General features: G+C 60.6%; 17 protein-coding genes. 3 read left to right on the top strand and 14 right to left on the bottom strand.

What is annotated here, in order from left to right:
• Nucleotides 1-39 precede the first annotated feature (39 nt).
• The 3 genes from ABIE16_RS09095 to ABIE16_RS09085 all read left to right on the top strand — a co-directional run bounded on the left by ABIE16_RS09095 (nt 40) and on the right by ABIE16_RS09085 (nt 3,483).
• Nucleotides 40-1,053, top strand: coding sequence for a helix-turn-helix domain-containing protein (locus ABIE16_RS09095; protein ID WP_429520933.1), 1,014 nt, complete (start codon nt 40-42; stop codon nt 1,051-1,053).
• Nucleotides 1,054-1,316: 263 nt separating this feature from the next.
• Nucleotides 1,317-2,912 carry an EAL domain-containing protein gene (locus tag ABIE16_RS09090; protein WP_340311827.1) on the top strand — a complete coding sequence of 532 codons (1,596 nt, stop codon included), beginning with the start codon at nt 1,317-1,319 and terminating at the stop codon, nt 2,910-2,912.
• A 70-nt stretch (nt 2,913-2,982) separates the two neighbouring features.
• A complete protein-coding gene (locus ABIE16_RS09085; RefSeq protein WP_057714909.1) occupies nt 2,983-3,483 on the top strand; it encodes an outer membrane beta-barrel protein in 501 nt (166 codons plus the stop codon).
• An 86-nt stretch (nt 3,484-3,569) separates the two neighbouring features.
• On the opposite strand, the gene ABIE16_RS09080 is transcribed toward ABIE16_RS09085, so the two are convergent.
• The 14 genes from ABIE16_RS09080 to ABIE16_RS09015 all read right to left on the bottom strand — a co-directional run bounded on the left by ABIE16_RS09080 (nt 3,570) and on the right by ABIE16_RS09015 (nt 21,717).
• Nucleotides 3,570-5,186 carry a mechanosensitive ion channel family protein gene (locus ABIE16_RS09080; RefSeq protein ID WP_429520932.1) on the bottom strand — a complete coding sequence of 539 codons (1,617 nt, stop codon included), beginning with the start codon at nt 5,184-5,186 and terminating at the stop codon, nt 3,570-3,572.
• Between the two features lie 288 nt (nt 5,187-5,474).
• Nucleotides 5,475-5,930 carry a YMGG-like glycine zipper-containing protein gene (locus ABIE16_RS09075; RefSeq protein WP_057714911.1) on the bottom strand — a complete coding sequence of 152 codons (456 nt, stop codon included), beginning with the start codon at nt 5,928-5,930 and terminating at the stop codon, nt 5,475-5,477.
• Between the two features lie 536 nt (nt 5,931-6,466).
• Entirely contained in the window at nt 6,467-7,177 is a 711-nt protein-coding gene (locus ABIE16_RS09070) for an NAD(P)H-dependent oxidoreductase (RefSeq protein WP_057714912.1), read from the bottom strand.
• Nucleotides 7,178-7,186: 9 nt separating this feature from the next.
• Nucleotides 7,187-8,833: an ABC transporter ATP-binding protein gene (locus ABIE16_RS09065; protein WP_102669585.1), complete on the bottom strand. Its 1,647-nt coding sequence runs from the start codon at nt 8,831-8,833 to the stop codon at nt 7,187-7,189.
• Nucleotides 8,834-8,835: 2 nt separating this feature from the next.
• Nucleotides 8,836-9,663: an ABC transporter permease gene (locus ABIE16_RS09060; RefSeq protein ID WP_057714914.1), complete on the bottom strand. Its 828-nt coding sequence runs from the start codon at nt 9,661-9,663 to the stop codon at nt 8,836-8,838.
• 3 nt (nt 9,664-9,666) lie between these two features.
• Entirely contained in the window at nt 9,667-10,626 is a 960-nt protein-coding gene (locus ABIE16_RS09055) for an ABC transporter permease (protein ID WP_057714915.1), read from the bottom strand.
• A 169-nt stretch (nt 10,627-10,795) separates the two neighbouring features.
• Nucleotides 10,796-12,397, bottom strand: a complete 1,602-nt coding sequence (locus ABIE16_RS09050) for an ABC transporter substrate-binding protein (RefSeq protein WP_218495929.1) — start codon at nt 12,395-12,397, stop codon at nt 10,796-10,798.
• 99 nt (nt 12,398-12,496) lie between these two features.
• The gene (locus tag ABIE16_RS09045) at nt 12,497-13,912 is read right to left on the bottom strand and encodes an aldehyde dehydrogenase family protein (RefSeq protein WP_429520931.1); all 1,416 of its coding nucleotides are present in this window, start codon (nt 13,910-13,912) and stop codon (nt 12,497-12,499) included.
• Nucleotides 13,905-15,095 (bottom strand): pyridoxal phosphate-dependent aminotransferase, encoded by a 1,191-nt coding sequence (locus tag ABIE16_RS09040; protein ID WP_429520930.1) that lies wholly within the window; start codon nt 15,093-15,095, stop codon nt 13,905-13,907. The genes ABIE16_RS09045 and ABIE16_RS09040 overlap by 8 nt, the downstream gene beginning before the upstream one ends.
• A 24-nt stretch (nt 15,096-15,119) precedes the next feature.
• Nucleotides 15,120-16,727 (bottom strand): 5-guanidino-2-oxopentanoate decarboxylase, encoded by a 1,608-nt coding sequence (locus ABIE16_RS09035; protein WP_340312207.1) that lies wholly within the window; start codon nt 16,725-16,727, stop codon nt 15,120-15,122.
• Between the two features lie 10 nt (nt 16,728-16,737).
• Nucleotides 16,738-18,837: an acetate--CoA ligase family protein gene (locus tag ABIE16_RS09030; protein ID WP_429520929.1), complete on the bottom strand. Its 2,100-nt coding sequence runs from the start codon at nt 18,835-18,837 to the stop codon at nt 16,738-16,740.
• Nucleotides 18,838-18,855: 18 nt separating this feature from the next.
• Nucleotides 18,856-20,016 carry an acyl-CoA dehydrogenase family protein gene (locus ABIE16_RS09025; RefSeq protein ID WP_008021395.1) on the bottom strand — a complete coding sequence of 387 codons (1,161 nt, stop codon included), beginning with the start codon at nt 20,014-20,016 and terminating at the stop codon, nt 18,856-18,858.
• Nucleotides 20,017-20,056: 40 nt separating this feature from the next.
• Entirely contained in the window at nt 20,057-20,848 is a 792-nt protein-coding gene (locus ABIE16_RS09020; protein WP_056725050.1) for an enoyl-CoA hydratase/isomerase family protein, read from the bottom strand.
• A 383-nt stretch (nt 20,849-21,231) separates the two neighbouring features.
• Nucleotides 21,232-21,717 (bottom strand): hypothetical protein, encoded by a 486-nt coding sequence (locus tag ABIE16_RS09015; protein ID WP_429520928.1) that lies wholly within the window; start codon nt 21,715-21,717, stop codon nt 21,232-21,234.
• Nucleotides 21,718-21,792 lie beyond the last annotated feature (75 nt).

The following is a 21,792-nucleotide window of genomic DNA, read 5'->3' as shown; positions in this document are numbered from 1 at the left end:
GCTTGACCCTTATCATTTAACAGATGAGCCTTCAATTTCATGAGTATCGCACCGCCCGACGAGATCTTTCATTTGTCCTCTGCCTTGCCGAGCCAACTGAATAGAACAATAGGCAAATGGGAAATGAGCCTTATTCCGACCGAGCATGAAGCGCGCATTCGGCAACACAAACTCTTTCACAGTCCGCAACTGCAGTGCAGTCGCCTTGAGTTCGACTCATCCGTGACGCTGGTCAGTTCTGTCCCTGCCGGATTCGTGACATTCGCCATCTCCCAGGCACCGATTGGCCGCCCGGTCGTAAACAATCAAAAACTACGACCTGACGAAGTCATCGTACTGCACAGTGATGAATCGGTGCATTACACCTGCGAACCGAATGAAACACTTTTCACCATCACCACGACACTGGAAAACTATGAGCGGTGCCGCCAACATCACTCTGTCATAGATATCCTTGCGAACAGAACACAACACCGCTTCCAGGCTGAAAACTTTCAATTCATACAATCGGCCATTCAAGCCATCAGCGCTTGCTGTGTCGACATCAACGACGCTGCTTCAGCACAGCGCAGCGAAACAGAGGGTTCGACGATTGAAAGTGCGGTACTCGCTTCTCTGTTGCAATCGTTGACGCCCGCTGGCCGCTTCATCCGCAAAGTCCCGACAAGAAGAAAGGTGGCGATACAAGCCATACAGTACATTCATGAAAACACAAAAAAAACGCTCACTATAAAATCGCTGGTAAGGCAACTGGAAACCACCACACGCACTTTGCATTTTGGCTTTATTGAAACGTTCGGGATATCGCCAATCGCTTATATCAGAAACTTGAGACTCGCAAGCGCCCGTCGCGACCTGATCAATAAAACGTGGCCTACCGTCACAGAAACCGCGATGTTTTGGAATTTTCACCATCTGGGCCGGTTTTCCAAGGCCTATCAACTGGCTTACGGAGAGACTCCGTCGGAAACGGCCAAGCGCAACTCGGCCAGGCCAAGGAACACGACCTCATCTGTTTACAACCAGGTCGTCGGGGAGAGAACTTTTCGTTAACAGGCGTTTATCAAAGCCGCAAAAATGATGATTAATGATTTTCCTTGATTAACCACAAGTTTCCACAATTGCTTATTTGCCTACTCAAGGAGATAAGCATGCAACATCGAATAAACACACTGCCACTCAAGCAGAAAATCGCACTGTGTATTACAGTCTATGCCAGCGGCATCTTGTTGGCTTGGGTAATTGACTGGTACTGAAGTCGCTTAATCCGTGACGACAGAAAGCACAGTGAATTAATGATACCTCGGAGTTTTTCGATGGTTGCCGCATATAAAGCGTTACTTGGAAGGCACGCAGTCACTGTATGTCTGATTGCTGCCGCAGGTTGGGCCGCATGGTTCTGTGCTGGAGGGCTGGCGGATCAATTCGTTGCACGGAAGTTGAATAACGTTTATGCCGATCTGCGTGCTGCTCAAGTGGAGCCCAATGCGCAGATCGACAAAGTACTGGAAACCCTCGGCGATCTCGATCGCTCGGGTCAGGAATGCTCCGTAGAGCAATACTCACAACTGGCTGACCTGGTCAAGAACCTGCGATTTGTTGATCAAGCGGCAATCCAGTTGCCCAATGGCAAGATCTGTTCCTCCTACGGACAAGCACCTCCCTCGATACTGGCCGATAGCGACAAGCGCAAGTTTTCCGTTGGAAAGCGAACCTACTGGGTGGATGCTGGCCACACGGTTTCTGCGGACTCCGATTTTATCATTGTGTCGGAACAGTCAACCTACGTCTGGGCAAACAAGAAGCTCCTGCTCGACAACTTGAAGTTTCCCAGGGACCTGCAACTGGACCTCATCGGCCCCGGCGGCGCAGTGCCCATTGCCTCTACGGGCCACAAACCGCTGGCGATGCAGAAACCGTTCCACCTGGAAGAACTGGTTACCTCAGCAGACAAGGTCCTCATCGCCTTTGCGGGCAACCGAAATGAACTGATCTCGGTCATTTCTCTTCCGTTGAGCTACCTGACGAGTCTCAAATTCAAATTATTCATTGGCCTTGTCTGCGTGTTCGCAGCGCTGTTTTTGCTCGCATGGTGTGTCAAACGGCATTACACCTCTACCGCCGTACGGCTTCGCAATGCCCTGAAAGCCAACAGGCTGGATGTTCACTACCAGCCTATCGTCAACCTGACGACGGGCTATCTGGTGGGCGCTGAATCACTTTCTCGCTGGAACGACAACGGCACCCAAGTGCCTGCGGATGTTTTCATTGCGGTGGCGGAAAAATCCGACTTGATCCGCGTACTTACACGTTCGGTAATTCGACAGGTGGCGGAGGATTACAGTACCTACCTTTGGGCGTGCAAGGACTTCTACATTACGGTCAATCTTTGCGCCCAGGATATCCAGGACCCAAGTTTTCCAGACTATGTGGCCAGCGTGCTGGCAACCTACAACATGCCAGTGTCCGCCATGGCTTTTGAAATCACCGAAAGGACCCTGATCGATCAGAAGCCTGCCGCCCTGCAATTGCGACGGCTTCGTGCGTGCGGACATCGTATTGCCGTGGACGACTTCGGTATCGGCTATTCCAACCTCTCGCTCCTCGATTCAGTGCCTTTCGACATTCTGAAATTAGATCGCTCATTCATCGCCGACGACAAGATCGCGGCCAAGGATGCCTTGTGGCGCCACATTGCCCAGTTGGCCAGGTCGCTGAGACTCAAGGTCGTGGCCGAAGGTGTCGAGACTCAGGAGCAACTGCCGCATCTGGTCTCGGAGGGGGTTTTATTGGCGCAAGGCTGGTTGTTCTCCAAAGCGCTGCCAATTCAAGCATTGGCAAGACGCTACTTTCAATGTCCGGAAAACATCCCGCCTTACGACTCAAAAATATCAATCAATGATTTTTATTAACCCTTCATGGCCCCTCAAATGCTCGCCGAACCCTAACACCAGACAAACCTGAACAAGGACTCCACCACCCATGCTACTTCGAAACCTTGGCTTCGCTTCACTGCTATCGCTGCTGTCTTTTCAGGCGCTCGCTGATGACAAAGGTTTATATCTTGGAGCTGGCGTAAGCAGCATACAGACCGACGAATCCAGATTGGACGACGACGACACCAGCTACAAGGTTTATGCCGGGTATCGCGTCAATAGCTACCTGGCCTTCGAGGGGGCCTACGTCGACCTGGGTCAATTCAAGGACAAGAATGTCGATTTCGATGGTAAATCGGCTCAGGCTGCCGCCCATGTCGGCTTTCCGCTGGGCGATCGTTTGCGGGTATTCGGCAGTGTCGGTGCTCACGCCTGGGACGCCGACGGCAATGCCACCGACGACGATACCGGGGTTGACCTGACCTACGGCGTCGGCGTCGAGTTCGATGTCTTTCGCAACATCGGCCTGCGCGCTGAATACGAAGTTCTGGAGGTCGGAGAGATCGACCTGAATCAGACGACTGCATCCGCCTACATGCTTTTCTGACACCGCTACAACTGAGCGGCCTCCCCCGGGTCGCTCATCGCCCCCTGCACAATGTTCGTCCTCGCCCTACCTACCCCACCCTGCCATTACTTCAACGTTTCCTTCGACTCCTGCGCAGGCGCCATGTACCACTTGTCCCTGGGCACCCATTTCTCTTGTTGCGGATCGCCCAGATAGTGCGGCGACATGATCTGCACACCGTACTCGTTGAACACGTCCTGGATGTTGGCGTGCAGCATGCTTAACAGCACGGCGCGCGGTCGAGGCTGGCTGGGTATGGCCTGGGCCACCAGCCGGTATTCCGGGTAGAAGTCCGACAATGCCGTCTGGAACACCTGCGGCGGTGGGGTTTCGAGGACGCCGGGCGTGCGTCTGGCGGCTTCCAGCAACATCCCTTCGACCTGCCGCCAGGGGGTGTCATAGCCAATGGTGACCACGGTGTCGACCACATAACCGGGGCCTTGTACGACCCGTGAGTAGTTCTTGGTGACCGTACCGGTGATCATCGAGTTGGGCAGGGTCAGCACTTCGCCCAGGCCGGTACGAATGCTCGTGGTGAACATGCCCAGTTCAGTGACCGTCCCTTCGTGCTCGCCAATGCGCACGAACTCACCGGGACGCAGGGTTCGGGTGTACGTCAGGATCAATCCGGCCGCCGCCTGCCCGACGACGCTGGAAGCACCCAGGGAGATCATCAGGCCGACCAGCACCGACAAGCCTTTGAACGCATCAGTACCCGCACCCGGCAAGTAGGGATAAGCCATGGCCAGGGCAAACAACCAGATTGCCAGCGAAGTCAGGCGCTGAGTCGGTTTCAGGGTTTCGTGGTTCAGCCAGTTGAAGGTGCCGGGCGTGGCCATGCGCCGCAGTATCCGGCGAGAGAACGCTGTCGCGCCACGGGCAATGAAAAAGATCGCCAGCGCCACGCCGAGCCCGGGGATGGCCCCTAGAATCCCTTGCAGCAAATAGTCGGCGACTTCCAGCAGATAGTTGTTAAGGCTTTCACCCCAAGGCCGGGTATAGGGAAACCGCGACAGGACAAACCCCAACCACTCGTAAGAGAGCAGCAGCACGATGACCCAGCGCAGCAACTCCAGCACGCGGCTGACCAATGGATACAGGAAGTTGGCGTCGATCAGCGGAACCTTTCCGACTTTCAGCGCCTGGGTGTGCCGATGCATCAGTTCAGGCAGATTCTGCAGCACTCTGCGCCGCAGGTACGACATGCCGAACAGCAGCGCGATGTAAATGCCGGTGGCCAGCAACGCGGCGACGACGGAACGCAGGATCAACTGCAGGCTACGGGCTTCCCGGGTTTCGGCCACGACCTGGCGCAGCCTGTCGGCCGCGGCTTCGGCGGCCAGTTGCACCGAGTCGAATTCGGTCTCGTCGAAATCCTTGGGCGAAACGATAAAAGCACGGCGAGACCCCAGCAGCACCATGTAGCTTTTCATGATCGGGTCGAGGGTGACATTGAGATCGTCGGCGTCATCCAGCGCCTCACCGATCACCGCTTTCGCCCGTTTGACCCGCGAGGCCGGGGCTTCACCGAGGATGGTCGCGCGAAACACCATGATGCTGCGGTTGGCCACTTTCAATTCAACGGGAGCATCGACCACTTTCGGGGCGTCTTCAGCCCACAGTTGCACCGACCAAAACATCCCGAAAACAGTAAACATTACAGCGAGCAGCCTGCTCCGCATGTGTCAGATCCTTACGTCACGAAATTCAAATCCAGAGTACGTATCGCAGCGTAGTTCACCGATGAACGGTTGTCAGATTGGAGCTACAGGCCGTTTCCTTATCCGTCTGTTTTCTTGAAACAGCGAGCTCAAGCCCCGGAAATTGTGCTCTTGACCGAATTCTCGAAACACTGAAGATCCCTGTGGGAGCGAGCCTGCTCGCGATAGCGGTGGGTCAGACACCGGGATGTTGAATGTGCCGCCGCCATCGCGAGCAAGCTCGCTCCCACAGTTTGTTCCATACCTGATTCAAGGATTGACCTGATAACCCTTGCCTTGCAAACAGCTGGTGTAAGCCGTCGTGGTGTTCGCCTGGGTGGTTTTCGATTGCTCCCGGCGTTCCTGGCGCTGACGTGAAGCACCGACCACGGCGCCGGCCGCCGCCGTCTCCTTGGCGCGGTTCTGGCGATAGTCCTGTTTCCTGTCATCGTCGACTCGATCATAAGCTTCGTCATGCTGATTGCCCCGCACCTGGGCCCCGACCGCGCCGGCGGCGGCCCCGGCAGCAGCACCCTTGATCCTCCCGCCGGAAGGCGTGGAAGCCGTCGAGGCGCTCTGGCTAGCGGCGATGCTATTGCATTCGTTGATGTCGGCCTGGGTTTGTTGCGAACTTTGCCCTTTCATCGGCACCACCGATTGCGCCCAACCCGGGGCACTCAAAATCGACAATGCGATACACAGGCTGACCGGTGAAAATCGTTTCATGATGACCTCCGACAGGCTTGCCACAACGGGCAAGCCTTTGGGTCGACTGGCGGGCGGCAAGCGGCGCCATGCGTCGCCTGCCGATCGGGTGGAGTAACTGAAAAGTGTAGTTCAACGGCCCCGCACAGAAGGACTTCCGTACAAGCGGTGGACGTTGTGTAGGAGCGAGCCTGCTCGCGATGGCGGTGTATCAGGCACATAAATGTCGAATGTACGGCCGATATCGCGAGCAGGCTCGCTCCTACAGGTCTATTGGTGATCTGCGGATGTGCGGTTACTCAGCCGGATCGAGCCGATCCAGCGCCCGATTCACTGCCAATACCAAACGAGGGGTGGTGGCCATACGCAGGTTGGTAGACCGGCCCAGGAACCCGGCGCATCCGAAGACGCCCTACGCAGGCTGCAGAATACATGGCACACACCAAAAACCTTTGGGAGCGAACTTGCTCGCGATGGCGGTGGCTCAGTCAACATGGATGTTGAAGCTGATGTCCTCATCGCGAGCAAGCTCGCTCCCACAGGGTTTAGGGTGTTAATCAGGCATTGGTTGTCAGCGGATAGAGCTTGTCATCAAACTCCGCCAACTTCGGAAACACCAGCGGCTGATCATCGCTCAAATGCTGCAGTCGCTGCCCGTAATCCACCAGAAACTGCTGGCGCGCCTCGTCACTGATGTACGGCACATGCCAGGCCACGAACGGCTCCAGCACATCAAAACCAACATAAGCCAGGGTGCCACGCAGGATCGGCCGCAGCATGTCCTCCAGCGGACCGTGAATCGCACCTTCGCCGAACATGTGTTCACGCCCGCCCAGGGTCACGGTCACCAGCGCTTTCTTGCCGGCCAGACCGCCCTGATCGTAGAAACGCTTGCCGCCATAGCAAATGCCCGACACCAGCACCCGGTCGATCCAGCCCTTGAGCATGGCCGGGGTGGAGAACCAGAAGATCGGGAAGTTGAGGATCAGTAGGTCGGCCCACAGCAGTTTGTCCAGCTCAGCCTGGATATCCGCCGCCAGCGACTGGCTCTTCACGCCCAGGCGTTGTTCCAGGGCGTAGACCAGGTATTCGGGGTTTTCCCGATTCGAGAAGTCCGCGTCGCTGGCCACCGGGTTCCAGTTCATTTTGTACAGGTCGCTGACCTGCACTTCGTGGCCCTGGGCTTCAAGCGTGGCGACAGCCTGGTCCCGCAGGGCGGCGGTGAAGGATTGCGGCTCCGGGTGAGCGTGGACGATCAGTACTTTCATGGTGGTTCCTTAGACTTGTTCCAGCGTATCGGTTGAAGGTGTGGAAGCGCGCGTGGCCAGCAACCGGTCGAGCCAGTCGGGGTCCATTTGCGGTTCGGAAGAAAACAGCAGCCCGGTGTAGTCCTGATGCGGCGGGGTGAAGATCTGGCTGCGCGAGCCGTGGTCCACCACCCTGCCCCGTTGCATCACCAATACCTCATCGGCGATCGCCCGCACAGTAGCAACATCATGGGTGATGAACAGATAGCCGACACCCAGTTGCTGCTGGATGCGGTTGAGCAATTTCAGTACGCCTTCAGCCACCAGTTGGTCGAGGGCCGAGGTCACTTCATCGCAGATGATCAGTTGCGGTTCGGCCGCCAGGGCTCTGGCGATGCAGATGCGTTGCTTCTGCCCGCCGGACAGCTCCCGGGGCTGACGATCCATGAATGTCGCGGGGTCGAGTTCGATCATCTCCAGCAGTTCGGCAACCCGGGCGCGCATGGCTTTACCCTTGAGGCCCAGATAAAACGTCAGCGGCCGGCCGATGATGTCGACGATGCGCTGACGCGGATTCAGCGCGGTGTCGGGGATCTGGTAGATCATCTGGATGCGCCGCAGTTGCTCCTTGCTGCGCTGGCGAAAGTCCGCCGGCAAGGGTTCGCCGTCGTACAGCACCTGGCCGTAGGTCGGTGGCAGCAAACCGGTGATCAACCGCGCGGTGGAGCTTTTGCCGCTGCCTGACTCGCCGATCACCGCCAGGGTCTGACCACGGTAGAGCTTGAGGGAAACGTCGTGCAGCACCGGTTGCTGGCCATAACTGGCGCAACTGTTGCGCAGTTCCAACAGCGGTTGTTCCTGCTGCGGACAGGCCTTGGGTTCGGTGCGGAAACTGCGCACCGCCCACAACGACTTGGTGTAGTCCTCCTGCGGGTCACCGAGCATCTGCCGGGTTTCGGCCTCTTCCACCAGCTTGCCGTGACGCAGCACCATGATGCGGTCGGCCATCTGCGCCACCACCGCCAGGTCGTGGCTGATGTAGATCGCCGCGCTGCCATAGGTCGCGACTGCGTCACGAATGGCTGCCAGCACCTCGATCTGGGTGGTGACGTCCAGCGCGGTGGTCGGTTCGTCGAAGATGATCAGGTCCGGATGGCAGGCCATCGCCATGGCGGTCATGACCCGCTGCAACTGGCCGCCGGAGACCTGATGCGGATAGCGCTGGCCGATGGTTTCGGGATTGGGCAAGCGCAGTACCCGGTACAACTCCACCGCCTCGCGCATGGCCTGCTCACGGCTCATGCCGCCGTTTTTCACAGCGGTTTCGACGTGCTGGTCGATCAGGCGATGGGCCGGGTTGAACGAGGCTGCCGCGCTCTGTGCCACATAGGCAATACGCAGCCCCCGCAGTTTACGCAGGGCTTCAGGCTTGGCGTTGAGCAAGTCGATGCCGTCGAAGTGCACCGAGCCACCGGTGATCCGGCAGCCGTCGCGGGTGTAGCCCATGGCCGACAGGCCGAGGGTCGACTTGCCCGCGCCGGACTCGCCGATCAGCCCCAGCACCTCGCCCCGTTGCAGGGTCAGGTCGATGCCCTTGATCAGCGGATGCCAGGCATCTTCGTAATGCCCTTCGATGTGCAGGTTGCGGATTTCCAGCAGAGGTTTTGAGGTCGTCATGTTCAGCATTCCTTGAGGCCGCTGGATTTGTGCAGCATCCAGTCGACGACGAAATTGACGCTGACTGTGATCAAGGCCACGGCCAGGGCGGGCAGCAACGGGCTGATGTCGCCAAAGGTGATCAGCACCGCGTTGTCGCGCACCATGCTGCCCCAGTCGGCGGTGGGCGGCTGGATGCCCAGGCCGAGGAACGACAGCGCACTGATGAACAGGAACACGAAGCAGAAACGCAGGCCGAACTCGGCAATCAGCGGTGCCGCCGCGTTCGGCAACACCTCGCGGGTCACCAGCCACCACAGGCCTTCACCGCGCAGGCGTGCGGCTTCGACGAAATCCTGGACCACCACGTTCATCGCCACAGCACGAGACAGCCGAAACACCCGGGTCGCATCCAGCAGCGCAATCACCAGCACCAGCGACGTCGCCGTGGTGCCGACCACGCTGAGAATCAGCAAGGCAAAGATCAGTTGCGGAATGGCCATCAGGATGTCCACCACCCGGGACAATCCCTGGTCGACCCAACCACCCTTGATCGCCGCGATCAAGCCGCTCAAGCCGCCGAGCAGAAACGCCAGGACGGTGGTGAGGAAGGCAATGCCCAGGGTATTGCGCGCGCCATAGACCAGGCGACTGAACATGTCGCGCCCCAGGTTATCGGTGCCCAACAGGAACTGCCCGCCCCAGGGGGCGAAGCCCTCGCCCACCACCTGGGTTTCGCCGAACGGTGCCAATACCGGCGCGAACACCGCCACCAGCACGTACAGCAGGATCATCAACAAACCGAACTTGGCGCTCAGGGGCGCCTGCCACACTTGTTTTAACAGGCTCATGGTCTACCCCTTCGGATGCATCAAGCGTGGGTTGCTGGCAATCGACAGCACATCGGCACTGGTGTTGAGCAGGATGTAGGTCGCGGCGAAGATCAGGCTGCAGGCCTGCACCACCGGGATGTCACGCTTGGCCACCGAGTCCACCAGCAACTGGCCGAGCCCCGGATAGACAAACACCACTTCGACCACCACCACGCCAACCACCAGGTACGCCAGGTTCAGCGCCACCACGTTGACGATGGGGGCCAGGGCATTGGGCAAGGCGTGACGGAAGATGATCCGCGACTGGCTGATGCCCTTGAGCCGGGCCATTTCGATGTAGGGGCTGGCCAGCAGGTTGATCAAGGATGCGCGGGTCATGCGCATCATCTGCGCGATGACCACCAGGCTCAGGGTCGCCACCGGCAACACCGAACGCTCCAGTACCGTGCCCAATGAGGCGTCCGGCGCGAGGTTGGAAATGCTCGGGAACCAGTTGAGCTTCACCGCGAACACCAGGATCAGGATGTAGGCGACGAAAAACTCGGGGAACGACACCGCGCTCAGCGCCGAGGTGTTGAGCAAACGGTCGAACCAGCTGTTGCGGTACAACGCCGCGAGCATCCCCAGCAGCAAAGCCAGCGGCACCGACACCAGCGCTGCCAGCAATGCGAGGCTGAAGGTGTTGCCCAAACGCGTACCCACCAGTTCGGCGATCGGCCGCTGGTTGGCCAGCGACACACCGAGATCACCGTGCAGCAACTGCCAGATCCAGTGGCCAAAGCGGGACAATGGCGGCAGGTCCAGCCCCAGTTGCGCGCGGTAGGCGGCCACGGTTTCCGGGGTGGCCGACTGGCCCAGCATGGCCTGGGCGATATCGCCAGGGAGCATGCCGACGGCCAGGAAAATAATCACTGAGACGGCGAACAGCGAGAGCAGGCCTAGCGCCAGACGCTGTCCCAACAGCTTGAAAATACTTCTCATCGTGCAGTTCCTTGAATTGGGCACGTCTTTGAAGACTGCGATTTCCCCTGTGGGAGCGGGCTTGCTCGCGAAGAGGTTCTGTCAGCTGACATATGTGGCGACTGACACACCGCTTTCGCGAGCAAGCCCGCTCCCACAGTTGATCGTCATTTTTTGATCGATCCCGGCATCACGCCTGCCACCACCGCTCGATCACCCGCAGGCCATCCAGCTCGCCATAGGGCGCGGTCTGCCCGCCGTGAACCACGCGGTTGGAACGCGCCGCCACGGAACTGGCGAACAACGGCACGATCGCCCCGCCCTCGTCCCGGCACAGCGCCTGCATTTCGTTGTACATCTCGCGGCGCAGCGGGTCGTTCATTTCGCCGCGAGCGGCGTTGAGCAGTTGATTGAAGCGCGGGTTGTCCCAGTGGGTTTCGTTCCACGCCGCGCCCTTGGCGTAACCGATGCTGAACATGCGGTCGGCGGTCAGGCTGCTGTACCAGAACGAAGTGGTGAACGGTTGCTTCATCCACACGTTGGAGAAGAAGCCGTCCGCCGGTTCGCGCACCACGTCGATATCGATCCCGGCGGCGCGAGCCTGTTCTTTGAACAGCACCGAAGCATCCACGGCGCCGGTATAGGCTGCGTCGGAGGCTTGCAGGCGAACCTTGAGCGAATCCAGACCGGCCTTTTTCAGGTAGAAGCGCGACTTGTCCGGGTCGTAGGTGCGCTGCTCCAGCGCAGTGTTGATGAAGCGGCTGCCAGGCTGGATCGGATGGTCGTTGCCCACCAGGCCATAGCCATGCAGCACCGAAGCCAGCAGGGTTTCGCGGTTGATCGCGTGCTTCATCGCCAGGCGCACGTCGTTGTTCTGGAACACCTGGCTGTCGGTGAGCATCGGGAAGGTGTAGTGCTGGGCGCCTTTGGTTTCTTCGATGACCAGGTTCGGGTTGCGCTTGAGCAGCGCGACGGTTTTCAGGTCGACCTTGTTGATCACATCCACTTGCCCGGTGACCAGCGCGTTGACCCGCGCCGCGCCGTCGGCGATGGCGATCAATTCGGCACTGGCGAAGTGTGCCCGGCCCGGTTTCCAGTAATCGGGGCTGCGTTCCAGGGTCATGCGCACGCCCGGCTCGAAGTCCTTGAGGCGATAGCCACCGGTGCCGGCGCCGGCCTGCCAGTCCGCCGCGCCATCCTTGCTCGGCATGATCGCCAGGTGGTAATCGGCGACCACATACGAGAAATCGGCGTTGCCCGAGTGCAGTTCGAACACCACGCTGTCGCTGCCGTTGGCGCTGACCTTGGCCACGTCACCCAGCACGGTCTTGGCCGCCGAGGTGGATTTCTCGCCGAGGTGGTGCTGGATCGAAGCGACCACGTCATCGGCGGTCAGGGTCTTGCCGTTGTGGAAGGTCACGCCCTGACGGATTTTGAAGGTCCAGATGCGCGCGTCCGGGGTCGAGGTCCAGCTTTCTGCCAGCTCGGGGATGGCCGTGCCGTCGACGGCAATTTCGGTCAGGGTGTTATAGACCGCCGAGAAGCCGACGAAGGTGAAGGTGTCCGCCCAGGAGCCCGGATCCTTGGAGTCCGTGGTGCTGCCACCGGCCAGGCCCAGACGCAGAACACCGCCGGGTTTTGGCGTGGCCTCCCCGGCAAAGGCGCCAAACGGCAGGCCCATGGAGAACGCCCCGGCCACCGCTGCGGCAGCGGCGCTGTACTTGAGGAAGTCTCTACGCGGAAAACTGAATTCATGGTTCGCTTGAGTAATCTTGTTTTTGTTATCGCTCATTGCATTGCCCCTGATCAAAAAGCTAATGAATTACCGGTTCAAAACCACGCAAAACACCGGGCCATGGCCCGGTGCATACAACGTTTGAATCGCCAACCGTCACACCTGGATCGCCTTCACTTCGACGAACTCGTTCAGCCCCTCCTCACCCCATTCGCGACCGTTACCCGACTGTTTGTAGCCACCGAACGGCGCCTGATAATTGAATGCCGCACCGTTGAGGAAGCACTGACCGGCGCGCAGTTGGCGCCCCAGTTGCAAGGCGCGCTCGGCACTGCCGGCCCAGACGCCGCTGGACAGGCCGAACGGCGAGTCGTTGGCGATCTGGATCGCTTGCGCCTCATCGGCGTAGGGAATCAGGCACAGCACCGGGCCGAAGATTTCTTCCTGGGCAATGCGCATGCGGTTGTCGACATCGGCGAACAATGTCGGGCTGACATAGAACCCGCGCTCGAACGTCGATGGCGTGTCACCGCCGCACAGCAACCGTGCGCCTTCCTGTTGGCCGACCTTGATGTAATCGAGCACAGTGCGTTTTTGCCCGGCCGAACACATCGGGCCGAGGAAGCTTTGCGGGTCGAGGGGATCGCCCATGCGCAGACTCAACGTTTCCGCCAGCGCCAGTTCGACGGCCTCCGCGTAGCGGCTGGCCGGCAGCAGCATGCGGGTCAGCGCGGTGCAGGTCTGGCCGGAGTTGATCATCACGTCCTGCACGCCGTAGCGCACCGCCGCTGCCAGGTCGGCATCCTCGGCGATCAGCAACGGCGACTTGCCGCCCAGTTCCAGGCACACGCGCTTGACTGAAGGTGCCGCCGCTTGCGCGACCCGCACCCCGGCACCGGTGGAGCCGGTAAACGACACCATGTCCACGTCCGGGTGTTTGGCCAGCGCTTCGCCGACTTTCGAGCCCGGACCGCTGACCAGGTTGAACACCCCGGCAGGCAGGCCGATGTCCTCGATCATCTGCGCCAGCAGGAAGGCATGCAGCGGGGTTTCCTGACTCGGCTTGACCACCACCGTGCAACCGGCGGCCAGTGCCGGGGCGAGTTTGCCGATCAACTGGTGCAGCGGGTAATTCCACGGATTGATGAACGCGCAGACACCCACGGCCTCGCGGATCACCAGCGAGTTGCCAACTTCGCGCACCTCGTCCATGAGATGCGCCAGTTCGACGTACTGCTCAAGGCCAGTGATCGGCCCGTCGACCTGCACCGAGCGGCACCATTGCACCGGCATGCCCAGTTCCGTTGTGATGACCGCGGCCATCTCATCGGCACGATTGCGCAGTTGATCGGCCAGTGCACGGATATAACCGGCACGCACGCTGGACGGCGTGCGCGACCATGAAGTGAACGCCCGGCGAGCCGACGCCACGGCGTTTTCAACATCGAGTTCATCACCCAGCGGAACGCTGCCGCAGACTTCCTCGGTGGCCGGGTTGATCACCTCGGCGATACCCCGCCCCGACGGGGTTTGCCAGCGGCCATCAATGAACAGTGTCTTGTGATTAAGCATGAACCTGGGCCTCCATCAATTCCTGGGCACAACGGGCAATGCGCTGGCAGGCATCGCGCAGCGGTTCGGCACCGACCACCAGACCGAGGCGAATGTGCCCCGCCGCGCTCGGACCAAAGGCCTCGCCCGCCAGGACCGACACGCCGTGGCGATCCAGCAGACGGTCGGCAAACGCCTGGGCGCTGAGCCCGGTCTGGCGGATATCGAGCATCACGAACATTCCGCCATCGGGTTTCAACGCCCGCACGCCGGGGCAATCGGCCAGGCTGTCGCACACCAGATCGCGACGCTGGCGATAGGCTTCGCGCATGGCTTCGAGTTCCGGCAGGTTGCTTTCCAGGGCCACCACGGCGGCGTCCTGAATGAAATCCGGCGAGCCGTAGAGCATGCACAACGCGAGGTTTTCCAGGTGCGCGGCCAAAGATGGCGGCGCCACCACCCAGCCGACGCGCCAACCGGTCATGGCGTGGGATTTCGACAGGCTATTGAGGGTCGCAGTGCGCTCGGCCATGCCCGGCAGGCTCGCCGGGCTGACGTGTTCGCCTTCGAACAGCAGTTCGCTGTAGACCTCATCGGAAATCAGCCACAGGTCGTGGGCGATGCATAACTCAGCCAAGGCGACCCAGGTGCTGCGCGGCAGGCTCGCGCCCGACGGGTTGTGGGGGCTGTTCAGTGCCAGCGCCCGGGTGCGCGGAGTGATGCGCGCGGCGACATCTTCGGGCAACACGCGAAAGCCGTTTTCCGAGCGTACGGGCACCGGCACCACCACGGCACCGCAAGCACCGAATACCGCTTCGTAGGTGACGTACATGGGCTCGGCGACGATCACTTCGTCACCCGGATTGAGTACGCATTGGGCCACGCTGAACAGCGCACATTGCGCCCCGGCCAGTACGGTGACCTGATCGGCCGAAACGCTTTGGCCGCTGCGTTGTTGATGACGCCTGGCAATGGCCTCGCGCAGGGCACGCTTGCCGCGCACCTCGGCATAGTGCGTGTTGCCGTTTAGCAGGCTGTCGATCGCACCCTGCACGATGGGCTGTGGCGTGTCGAAATCCGGATCGCCCACGGACAACAGCAGAATGTCTTCACCTTGCTCGCGCAGTGCCAGGGCGCGGTAGTGAATGTCCCACGCGGCGGCGCCGTCACCGGCGATACGTTGAGTCAGATCGGAAAAGCGCATGGCTTCGTCCCCTTAAAATGCAGATCAATGCGCACAGGCATGCTTGAGTTCGATCAGGGTCACGCCGTTGCGCTTGAAGCCATGGCGCAAGTCGGTCTGCAACTCGGCGAGGCTTTGCGGCTGGGTCACGGTGCAGCCGAAGGCACGCGCAAGGGCGGCGAAATCCGGGTTGCGTGGCAAGACGCCGATGGGCTCGATGTCCAGGCCGAGCATGTCGTCGCGGATCTGCCCCAGCGCATCGTTGTTCCACAGCAGCACCACCAGCGGGCTGTCCAGTTCTTCCACGGCGGTGGCCAGTTCCTGGGCGGTGTAGAGGAAACCACCGTCGCCCACCAGCACCAGCCCAGGCCGCTGCGGCGCACCGAATTTGGCGCCGATCCCGGCCGGCAGGCCATATCCCAAGGTGCCGTAGCCGGTCGGGTGCAACCAACTGCGAATGGCGAGGCTGTCGAAGGCATAGTTGCCGGTATAGGCCAGTTGGGTCATGTCGGTGCTGATGAAAGCGTTGTCCGGCAGCTCCGCCGCAATGCGATCCAGAATCGACTGATGAATCGATTGCAACGGGCCATGGCTGGCCTTGACCGCTTTACGCAGTGCGGCGACCGAGGCAATCGCAGCGCTGGCCTCGCGCACGTCGGTTGGCAGGCGCTCAAGCAAGCCACTGAGGGTTTGTTGCGCATCGCCATGCAACGCCACCGCGCAGGGGTAGAAGTCGTTGAATTTGCGTGGGTCGATGTCCACCCGCAGCAGTTCGCCATTGAGTGACAGGCGTTCGCGCCAGAAGTCGGTGTCGGCCATTTCGGTGCCGACCGCCAGCACCACGTCGGCCTCGGCGATCAGGTTCCAGCCCGGCTCCACACACAGGGATGAGCCGGCGTTGAGCGGCGCGTCCGGCGGCAGCAGGCCTTTACCGGCGACGCTGGTGAACAGTGGCGCGGCCAGCCGGGTGCTGATTTCTTGCAGTTCAAAGGTGGCATTGAGGGCGCCACCACCGGCGATGATCATCGGCCGCTTGGCAGCCTTGAGTTTGGCCACGGCTTGATCAATTGCGGTGGTCGACGCCGGGCCACGACCCGGACGACGCACCACCTCATTGCTCCAGTCACGGGCAATCGGCGCCGACAACACGTCCAGCGGCACCGAGATGTGCACCGGGCGCGGGCGCTCGCTGTCGAACACCGCGTAGGCACGGGCGATCAGTTCCGGCAGGTCTTCGGCAGTCAGTGCCACGGCCGAGAACGCAGTGATCGGCGCGGTCATTGCGCGCTGGTCCTGGCACTCGTGTAGGCTGCCCCAGCCCTTGCCCAGGCTGGCGCTGTGGTTGACGCTGGAAATCACCAGCATCGGAATCGAGTCGGCGTAGGCCTGGCCGATGCCGGTGGCGGCGTTGGTCACGCCGGGGCCGGTGATGACGAAGCACACGCCGGGTTTGCCGCTGACCCGGGCGTAGCCGTCGGCCATGAAACTGGCGCCCTGCTCATGACGAGTCAGCACATGACGGATGCCGCTGCCGGGCAAGCCGCGATACAGCTCCAGGGTGTGTACGCCCGGAATGCCGAACACGGTATCGACGCCGTAGTTGGCCAACAGGCGCACCAGGGCCTGGCCACCGGTCAATGTTTTGCTTTGCATATTCATGTCCTCACTCGTGGCCGAGGCGAATCAACGCATCGACCGCAGTCGTGCCTTGGGCACTGACCAACAATGGGTTCACATCGAGTTCCAGCAACTGCGCGGCGTTTTCGCAGGCGTAATCGGCCACGGCGCGAATCGCGGCCACCAAGGCGTCCAGGTCAGCAGACTCACGACCACGGAAACCTTGCAGTAGCGGTGCGCTGCGCAGACTGAGCAAGGCATTGCGGATCGCGCCGTCGGTGGTCGGCAGCAACAGACTGCGACTATCCTTGAGCAACTCCACCAGAATGCCGCCGGCACCGATCACCAGGGCGAGGCCGAAATCGTTTTCGCGCTTGATGCCGACAATCAGCTCAGCCAATGGCGGCTTGGCCATGGGTTCGAGCAACAGCTGATCGAACACGACGCCCGGGGCGTAAGCGGCAATGCTGGTGCGCATCTTCTCCAGTGCTGCGCTCAATGCCGCGCCATCCTTGAGGTTTAGCGCCACGGCACCGGCCTCGGTCTTGTGTGGCAGTTGAGCGCTGACCACTTTGAGTACCAGCGGATAGCCCAGGGTTTCTGCGTCCTTCAGGGCCTTGTCCGGCGTGCTCAATACGCCGTTGGGCGTCGGCAGGCCAAAGGCTTTTAACGCCTGTTTGGAATCCCATTCATTGAGCAAGCGTCCCTCGCCTTCCAGCGCCTGCGGGCACAACGGCACCAGCGCCGATTCCCCCAGCGCCAGCAAGGCATGGCGATTGCGCTGATAACCGGCGATGCGGCCCCACGCGGCCAACCCGTCTTCAACGCCCTGCAAGGCTGCGACGCCTTGGGCGTGCAGACGTTCACGGGCATGGGCCGGCAGCAACTCGGGGAAGGCCGAGGTGACAAAGCCGGTCTTGCCGTGACGTTGCAGTGCCGCGCAGTACAACTCCAGCAGCAGGTCGCATTCCTTGCGCTCGCCGGTGAACTCCGACGGATAGTCGAGCACCAGCATCGCCGCGTCGGCTTCGGTGCGCAGCGCGCTGTCGAGCATGCGGTTCAAGGCTTCGCCGTCGCCCCAGATCGCCGTGGTGAAATCCAGCGGGTTGACCAGGTTGGCATAGGTTGGCAGCACTTGCGCGAGTTCGCCGACCTGCCCTTGGTCGAGTTTCGGCAGGCCCAGGTCGTTGCGTTCGGCGTAGTCGGCAATCAGCCCGGCGTCGCCACCGGAACAGGCCAGCGCAATCAGGCTGTTGCCCGCCGGCAGATTGCCGCAGGCCGCGGCTTTGAGGGTTTCGACAAAACTCACCGGGCCGCTGACGCGAATCACCCCGAGACGGTCGAACAGCGCGTCATACAGCGCATCGGAGCCGGACAGCGAACTGGTGTGACTCAAGGCCAGTTCGGCACCGATCTGCGACACGCCGGTTTTCAGGGCGATGATCGGAATGCCCTTCTCCAGTGCCTTGTGCGCAGCGCGGGCAAAACCCGGCACATTCTTCAGGCCTTCCAGATGCAGGCCGATGGCGGTGACCCGAGGTTCGTCGAGCAACACGTCCATCAGTTCAGCCACGCCCAGTTGCGCCTGATTGCCCACCGAGGCCATGTAGGCCACCGGCAGCGAGCGGTCGCTCATGGACAGGTTGTAGGCGAAGTTGCCGCTCTGGGTCAGCACCGCCACACCCTTCTCAACTGCCTTGCCGCCGTGGGCCACCGGCCACAGAGCGGAGCTGTGCAGGTAGTCGAGCAGGCCGTAGCAGTTGGGGCCGAGCAAGGCCATGTCGCCAGCGGCCTTGAGCAGTTGCTGTTGCAGGGCCTGGCCTTCGGCACCGGTCTCGGCGAAGCCGGAGGCGTAGCAGATCGCGCCGCCTGCGCCGATGGCGGCCAGTTCGGCCACGCAAGTCAGGGTCAACTCACGGTTGGTGGCGATGAATACCGCGTCCGGGCCGCAAGGCAGCTCGGCAACGCTGCGCACGCAAGGAACGCCTTCGAGGCTGTCGTGCTGCGGATTGACCAGCCACATTTGCCCTTGGTAGCCGCCTTCGGCACAGCGCTTGAGGGCGCGCGCCATGCTGCGGCCGCCGACGAACGCCACGTGTTGCGGCGCGAGCATGCGTTTGAGGTTGTCACGAATGGTTTGGGACATGGGAGTTCTCCGGGCCGATCAGCGCAGCAGCGGCCGCAGCAGCTCGCGGGAAATGATGTGGCGCTGGATTTCCGAAGTGCCTTCCCAGATCCGTTCGATCCGCGCGTTACGCCAGATGCGCTCCACCGGACCTTCGTCCATCAGGCCCATGCCGCCGAAGATCTGCACCGCTTCGTCGGCGGTACGGCCCAGCACTTCACTGGCGAACAGCTTGGCCATGCCGGCCTCGCCATCGGTCATGGTGCCCTGGTCCATTTTCCAGGCGGTGTGCAGGGTCAGCAGTTCCGCGGCGCGGATTTGCGTGGCCATGTCCGCCAGCTTGAAAGACACGCCTTGATAGGTGCCGATCGGCTGGCCGAATTGCTTGCGGTCCGCCGCCCATTGCAAGGACACGTCCAGTGCGCGCTGGGCCTGACCGACACAGTTGGCCGCGACCATCACGCGCCCGGCGGTCAGCCAGGCGTTGGCCACGTCCCAACCCTTGCCGACTTCGCCCAGCACTTTGCTGGCCGGCACGCGGCAGTCGTCGAAGAACATTTCGAAGGTGTGATAGCCACGGTTGCTCACGCACTTCGGCCCACGACGGATGGTCATTCCCGGAGTGTTGCGGTCGACCAGGAACGAGGTCACGGCGTTGCGTTTCTTGCCGTTGTGTTCGTAGGTGTCGGTGACGGCGAAGACGATGGCGAAATCGGCGTGGCCGGCGTGGCTGATGAAGTGCTTGCTGCCGTTGAGAATGAAGTCGTCGCCTTCACGCACGGCGCGGGTCTTGATCGCATTGGCATCGGAGCCGGCACCCGGTTCGGTCAAGGCGAAGCAGTCGATTTTTTCGCCCTGGATACACGGCAACAGGTAGTCGTTGATCTGTTCGCCCTTGCAAGCCATGAGGATTTTCGACGGCCGTGCGACAAACACGTGCAGCGCCCAGGACACCTTGGACAGCTCGCGCTCGATCAGCGCCTGGGACAGGTAGTCCAGGCCACCGCCACCCACTTCTTCGGGCATGTTGAAGGCGTAGAAACCTGCCGCGATGGCCTTGCCGCGAATCTGCGCTGCCAGTTCCGGGGAAACCTCGTCGGCGCGGTCGACTTGCTCTTCATAGGGCAGCAGTTCCTTCTCGACGAAGCTGCGTACCGAGTCCACCAACATTTCTTGTTCTTGGGTCAGTTGGAAATTCATGGTGCTACCTGTTGTTCGTGTTCTGGGAGATGGAGAGGAATCAACGACCGATGAAGCGTGCCGGGCGTTTTTCCATGGCGGCACGCAGGGCTTCGTTGCCGTCTTCGCTGCGACCGCAGAGCAGGCCGGCGGCGAGTTCGGCTTGCAGTTGTTCGGCCAGGCTGCGTTCGGCGCCTTCACGCATGAGTTTCTTCGTCTGGGCGAAGGCAAAGGTCGGGCCAGCGGCCAGGCGTGCGGCCAGTTCGCTGGTGACCGTCAGCAGTTGATCGTCGGCACAGACATCGCCGACCAGACCGGCGTCGAGGGCACGGTCGGCGCCCCACAATTCGTCCAGGAACAGCAGACGCTTGGCCTGTTCGCTGCCGATCAGGCGCGGCAAGTGCCAACTGGCGCCGGCGTCCGGCGAGTACGCCATGCTGGTGTAGCCGGCCTTGAAGCGTGCCGATTGCCCGGCGATGCGCAGGTCGCAGCACAGGGTCAGGTCCATCCCGGCACCGACGGCGGTGCCGTTGATGGCGGCGATGGTCGGTTTTTCCAGGCTGTGCAGGCGGGTCATCAGGGCGTGGGCGGTTTCGGTCCAACCGTAGGTTTCCAATGCACCCCGGGCTTCGGCATCGGCCCATTCATCAAGGTCCGCGCCGGCGCAGAAACTACGGCCGCTACCGGTGAGCACCACCACGCGCACCGCTGGATCGGCGTTGAAAGCGTCGAGCAAGCCGTGCAGGTTTTTCAGCGTCGGAATGTCCAGCGCATTGCGCTGGGCAGTGCGATTGAGGGTGATCCAGGCAACGCCTGCTTCGACCTGACTGAGCAGCGACGATTGAGTGGTCATGGGAATCCTCGAATTATTGTGTTTGTCTGAGGTGATGCGACTTGAGGCCATACTAAACGAGTGTTCAGTAAGGCGGCAATCGGCGAGGAAATGGGCTGTAACAAGCTCAATAAATAGTTAAATTATTGTTTTTATTGAGTTATTTGTTGATTGGCGAGCGTGAGCCGTTGGTACTGTTACAACTTCGAACAACTGGCGACAGGACGTCAGTCGCAGATCTTTTGCCCACCACAAACCAATGTGGGAGCGAGCTTGCTCGCGATGACGGCGTCAAATTCAACATCACAGTTGACTGACTTACCGCAATCGCGAGCAAGCTCGCTCCCACAGGAGATGTAACCGGGTTTGAGGGTGATGTTGTCGGAACTGACTATGGAATTGTTTTAACCGACCGATTTATCCGAAAGATCCACTGTGTACTTCACGTTGTTGAGGTAGATCGGTCCCAACGCTGTTGGTTGAGATACAGGCGCAAGTGCAATAGACAATTGCACTTCAGTGACACTAGATCGCATATCGCCGATGTATTCAAATACTGTGCTGGTTCCGGATAACGTGAAGGGTATGAGCAATATGATTGGCATCGGTTGGGAAGGCTCGAATCCGGAGAGCGTGCAATACAACTTGGTGGTAGCGTCTTCATCACCGGGTTCAGGCACGGAAACTTCAAGGGACAGCTTGAACTGTGGCCGCCTGATTGAGAAGCGCGCTGTTTCGAGCAATACCGGCTTTCCTTTACCCAGAGTGACTCTGGCTCTGTAGCCACTTCCATCCCTCACGACTTTCGCTGTTCCGTCATTTTCGCTCACCGTCCAATGCTCGAAGTTTCCGGTTGTAAAGTCACCGTTCCTGATCCGATTGCTGTTCATTGGGTGCTCCTTCCTGGTTGATTTTAATCTCGCACGGCAGACCGACGAATTCCGCATCATTAGGCTGTGGAGTTC

Source organism: Pseudomonas sp. 2725 (genome assembly GCF_050434585.1).
Taxonomy (GTDB): domain Bacteria; phylum Pseudomonadota; class Gammaproteobacteria; order Pseudomonadales; family Pseudomonadaceae; genus Aquipseudomonas; species Aquipseudomonas jessenii.
The sequence above is the reverse complement of the archived record's forward strand: the minus strand, read 5'-3'. Positions and strand labels throughout refer to the sequence as shown.

Excerpts from the sequence above, each read along its gene's own strand:
- ABIE16_RS09070 (WP_057714912.1), bottom strand. The coding sequence starts at position 7,177 with ATGAAAGTACTGATCGTCCACGCTCACCCGGAGCCGCAATCCTTCACC.
- ABIE16_RS09080 (WP_429520932.1), bottom strand. The coding sequence starts at position 5,186 with ATGCGGAGCAGGCTGCTCGCTGTAATGTTTACTGTTTTCGGGATGTTT.
- ABIE16_RS09045 (WP_429520931.1), bottom strand. The coding sequence starts at position 13,912 with ATGCTTAATCACAAGACACTGTTCATTGATGGCCGCTGGCAAACCCCG.
- ABIE16_RS09065 (WP_102669585.1), bottom strand. The coding sequence starts at position 8,833 with ATGACGACCTCAAAACCTCTGCTGGAAATCCGCAACCTGCACATCGAA.
- ABIE16_RS09020 (WP_056725050.1), bottom strand. The coding sequence starts at position 20,848 with ATGACCACTCAATCGTCGCTGCTCAGTCAGGTCGAAGCAGGCGTTGCC.
- ABIE16_RS09090 (WP_340311827.1), top strand. The coding sequence starts at position 1,317 with ATGGTTGCCGCATATAAAGCGTTACTTGGAAGGCACGCAGTCACTGTA.
- ABIE16_RS09035 (WP_340312207.1), bottom strand. The coding sequence starts at position 16,727 with ATGCAAAGCAAAACATTGACCGGTGGCCAGGCCCTGGTGCGCCTGTTG.
- ABIE16_RS09060 (WP_057714914.1), bottom strand. The coding sequence starts at position 9,663 with ATGAGCCTGTTAAAACAAGTGTGGCAGGCGCCCCTGAGCGCCAAGTTC.
- ABIE16_RS09055 (WP_057714915.1), bottom strand. The coding sequence starts at position 10,626 with ATGAGAAGTATTTTCAAGCTGTTGGGACAGCGTCTGGCGCTAGGCCTG.
- ABIE16_RS09030 (WP_429520929.1), bottom strand. The coding sequence starts at position 18,837 with ATGTCCCAAACCATTCGTGACAACCTCAAACGCATGCTCGCGCCGCAA.
- ABIE16_RS09040 (WP_429520930.1), bottom strand. The coding sequence starts at position 15,095 with ATGCGCTTTTCCGATCTGACTCAACGTATCGCCGGTGACGGCGCCGCC.
- ABIE16_RS09095 (WP_429520933.1), top strand. The coding sequence starts at position 40 with ATGAGTATCGCACCGCCCGACGAGATCTTTCATTTGTCCTCTGCCTTG.
- ABIE16_RS09050 (WP_218495929.1), bottom strand. The coding sequence starts at position 12,397 with ATGAGCGATAACAAAAACAAGATTACTCAAGCGAACCATGAATTCAGT.
- ABIE16_RS09085 (WP_057714909.1), top strand. The coding sequence starts at position 2,983 with ATGCTACTTCGAAACCTTGGCTTCGCTTCACTGCTATCGCTGCTGTCT.
- ABIE16_RS09075 (WP_057714911.1), bottom strand. The coding sequence starts at position 5,930 with ATGAAACGATTTTCACCGGTCAGCCTGTGTATCGCATTGTCGATTTTG.
- ABIE16_RS09025 (WP_008021395.1), bottom strand. The coding sequence starts at position 20,016 with ATGAATTTCCAACTGACCCAAGAACAAGAAATGTTGGTGGACTCGGTA.
- ABIE16_RS09015 (WP_429520928.1), bottom strand. The coding sequence starts at position 21,717 with ATGAACAGCAATCGGATCAGGAACGGTGACTTTACAACCGGAAACTTC.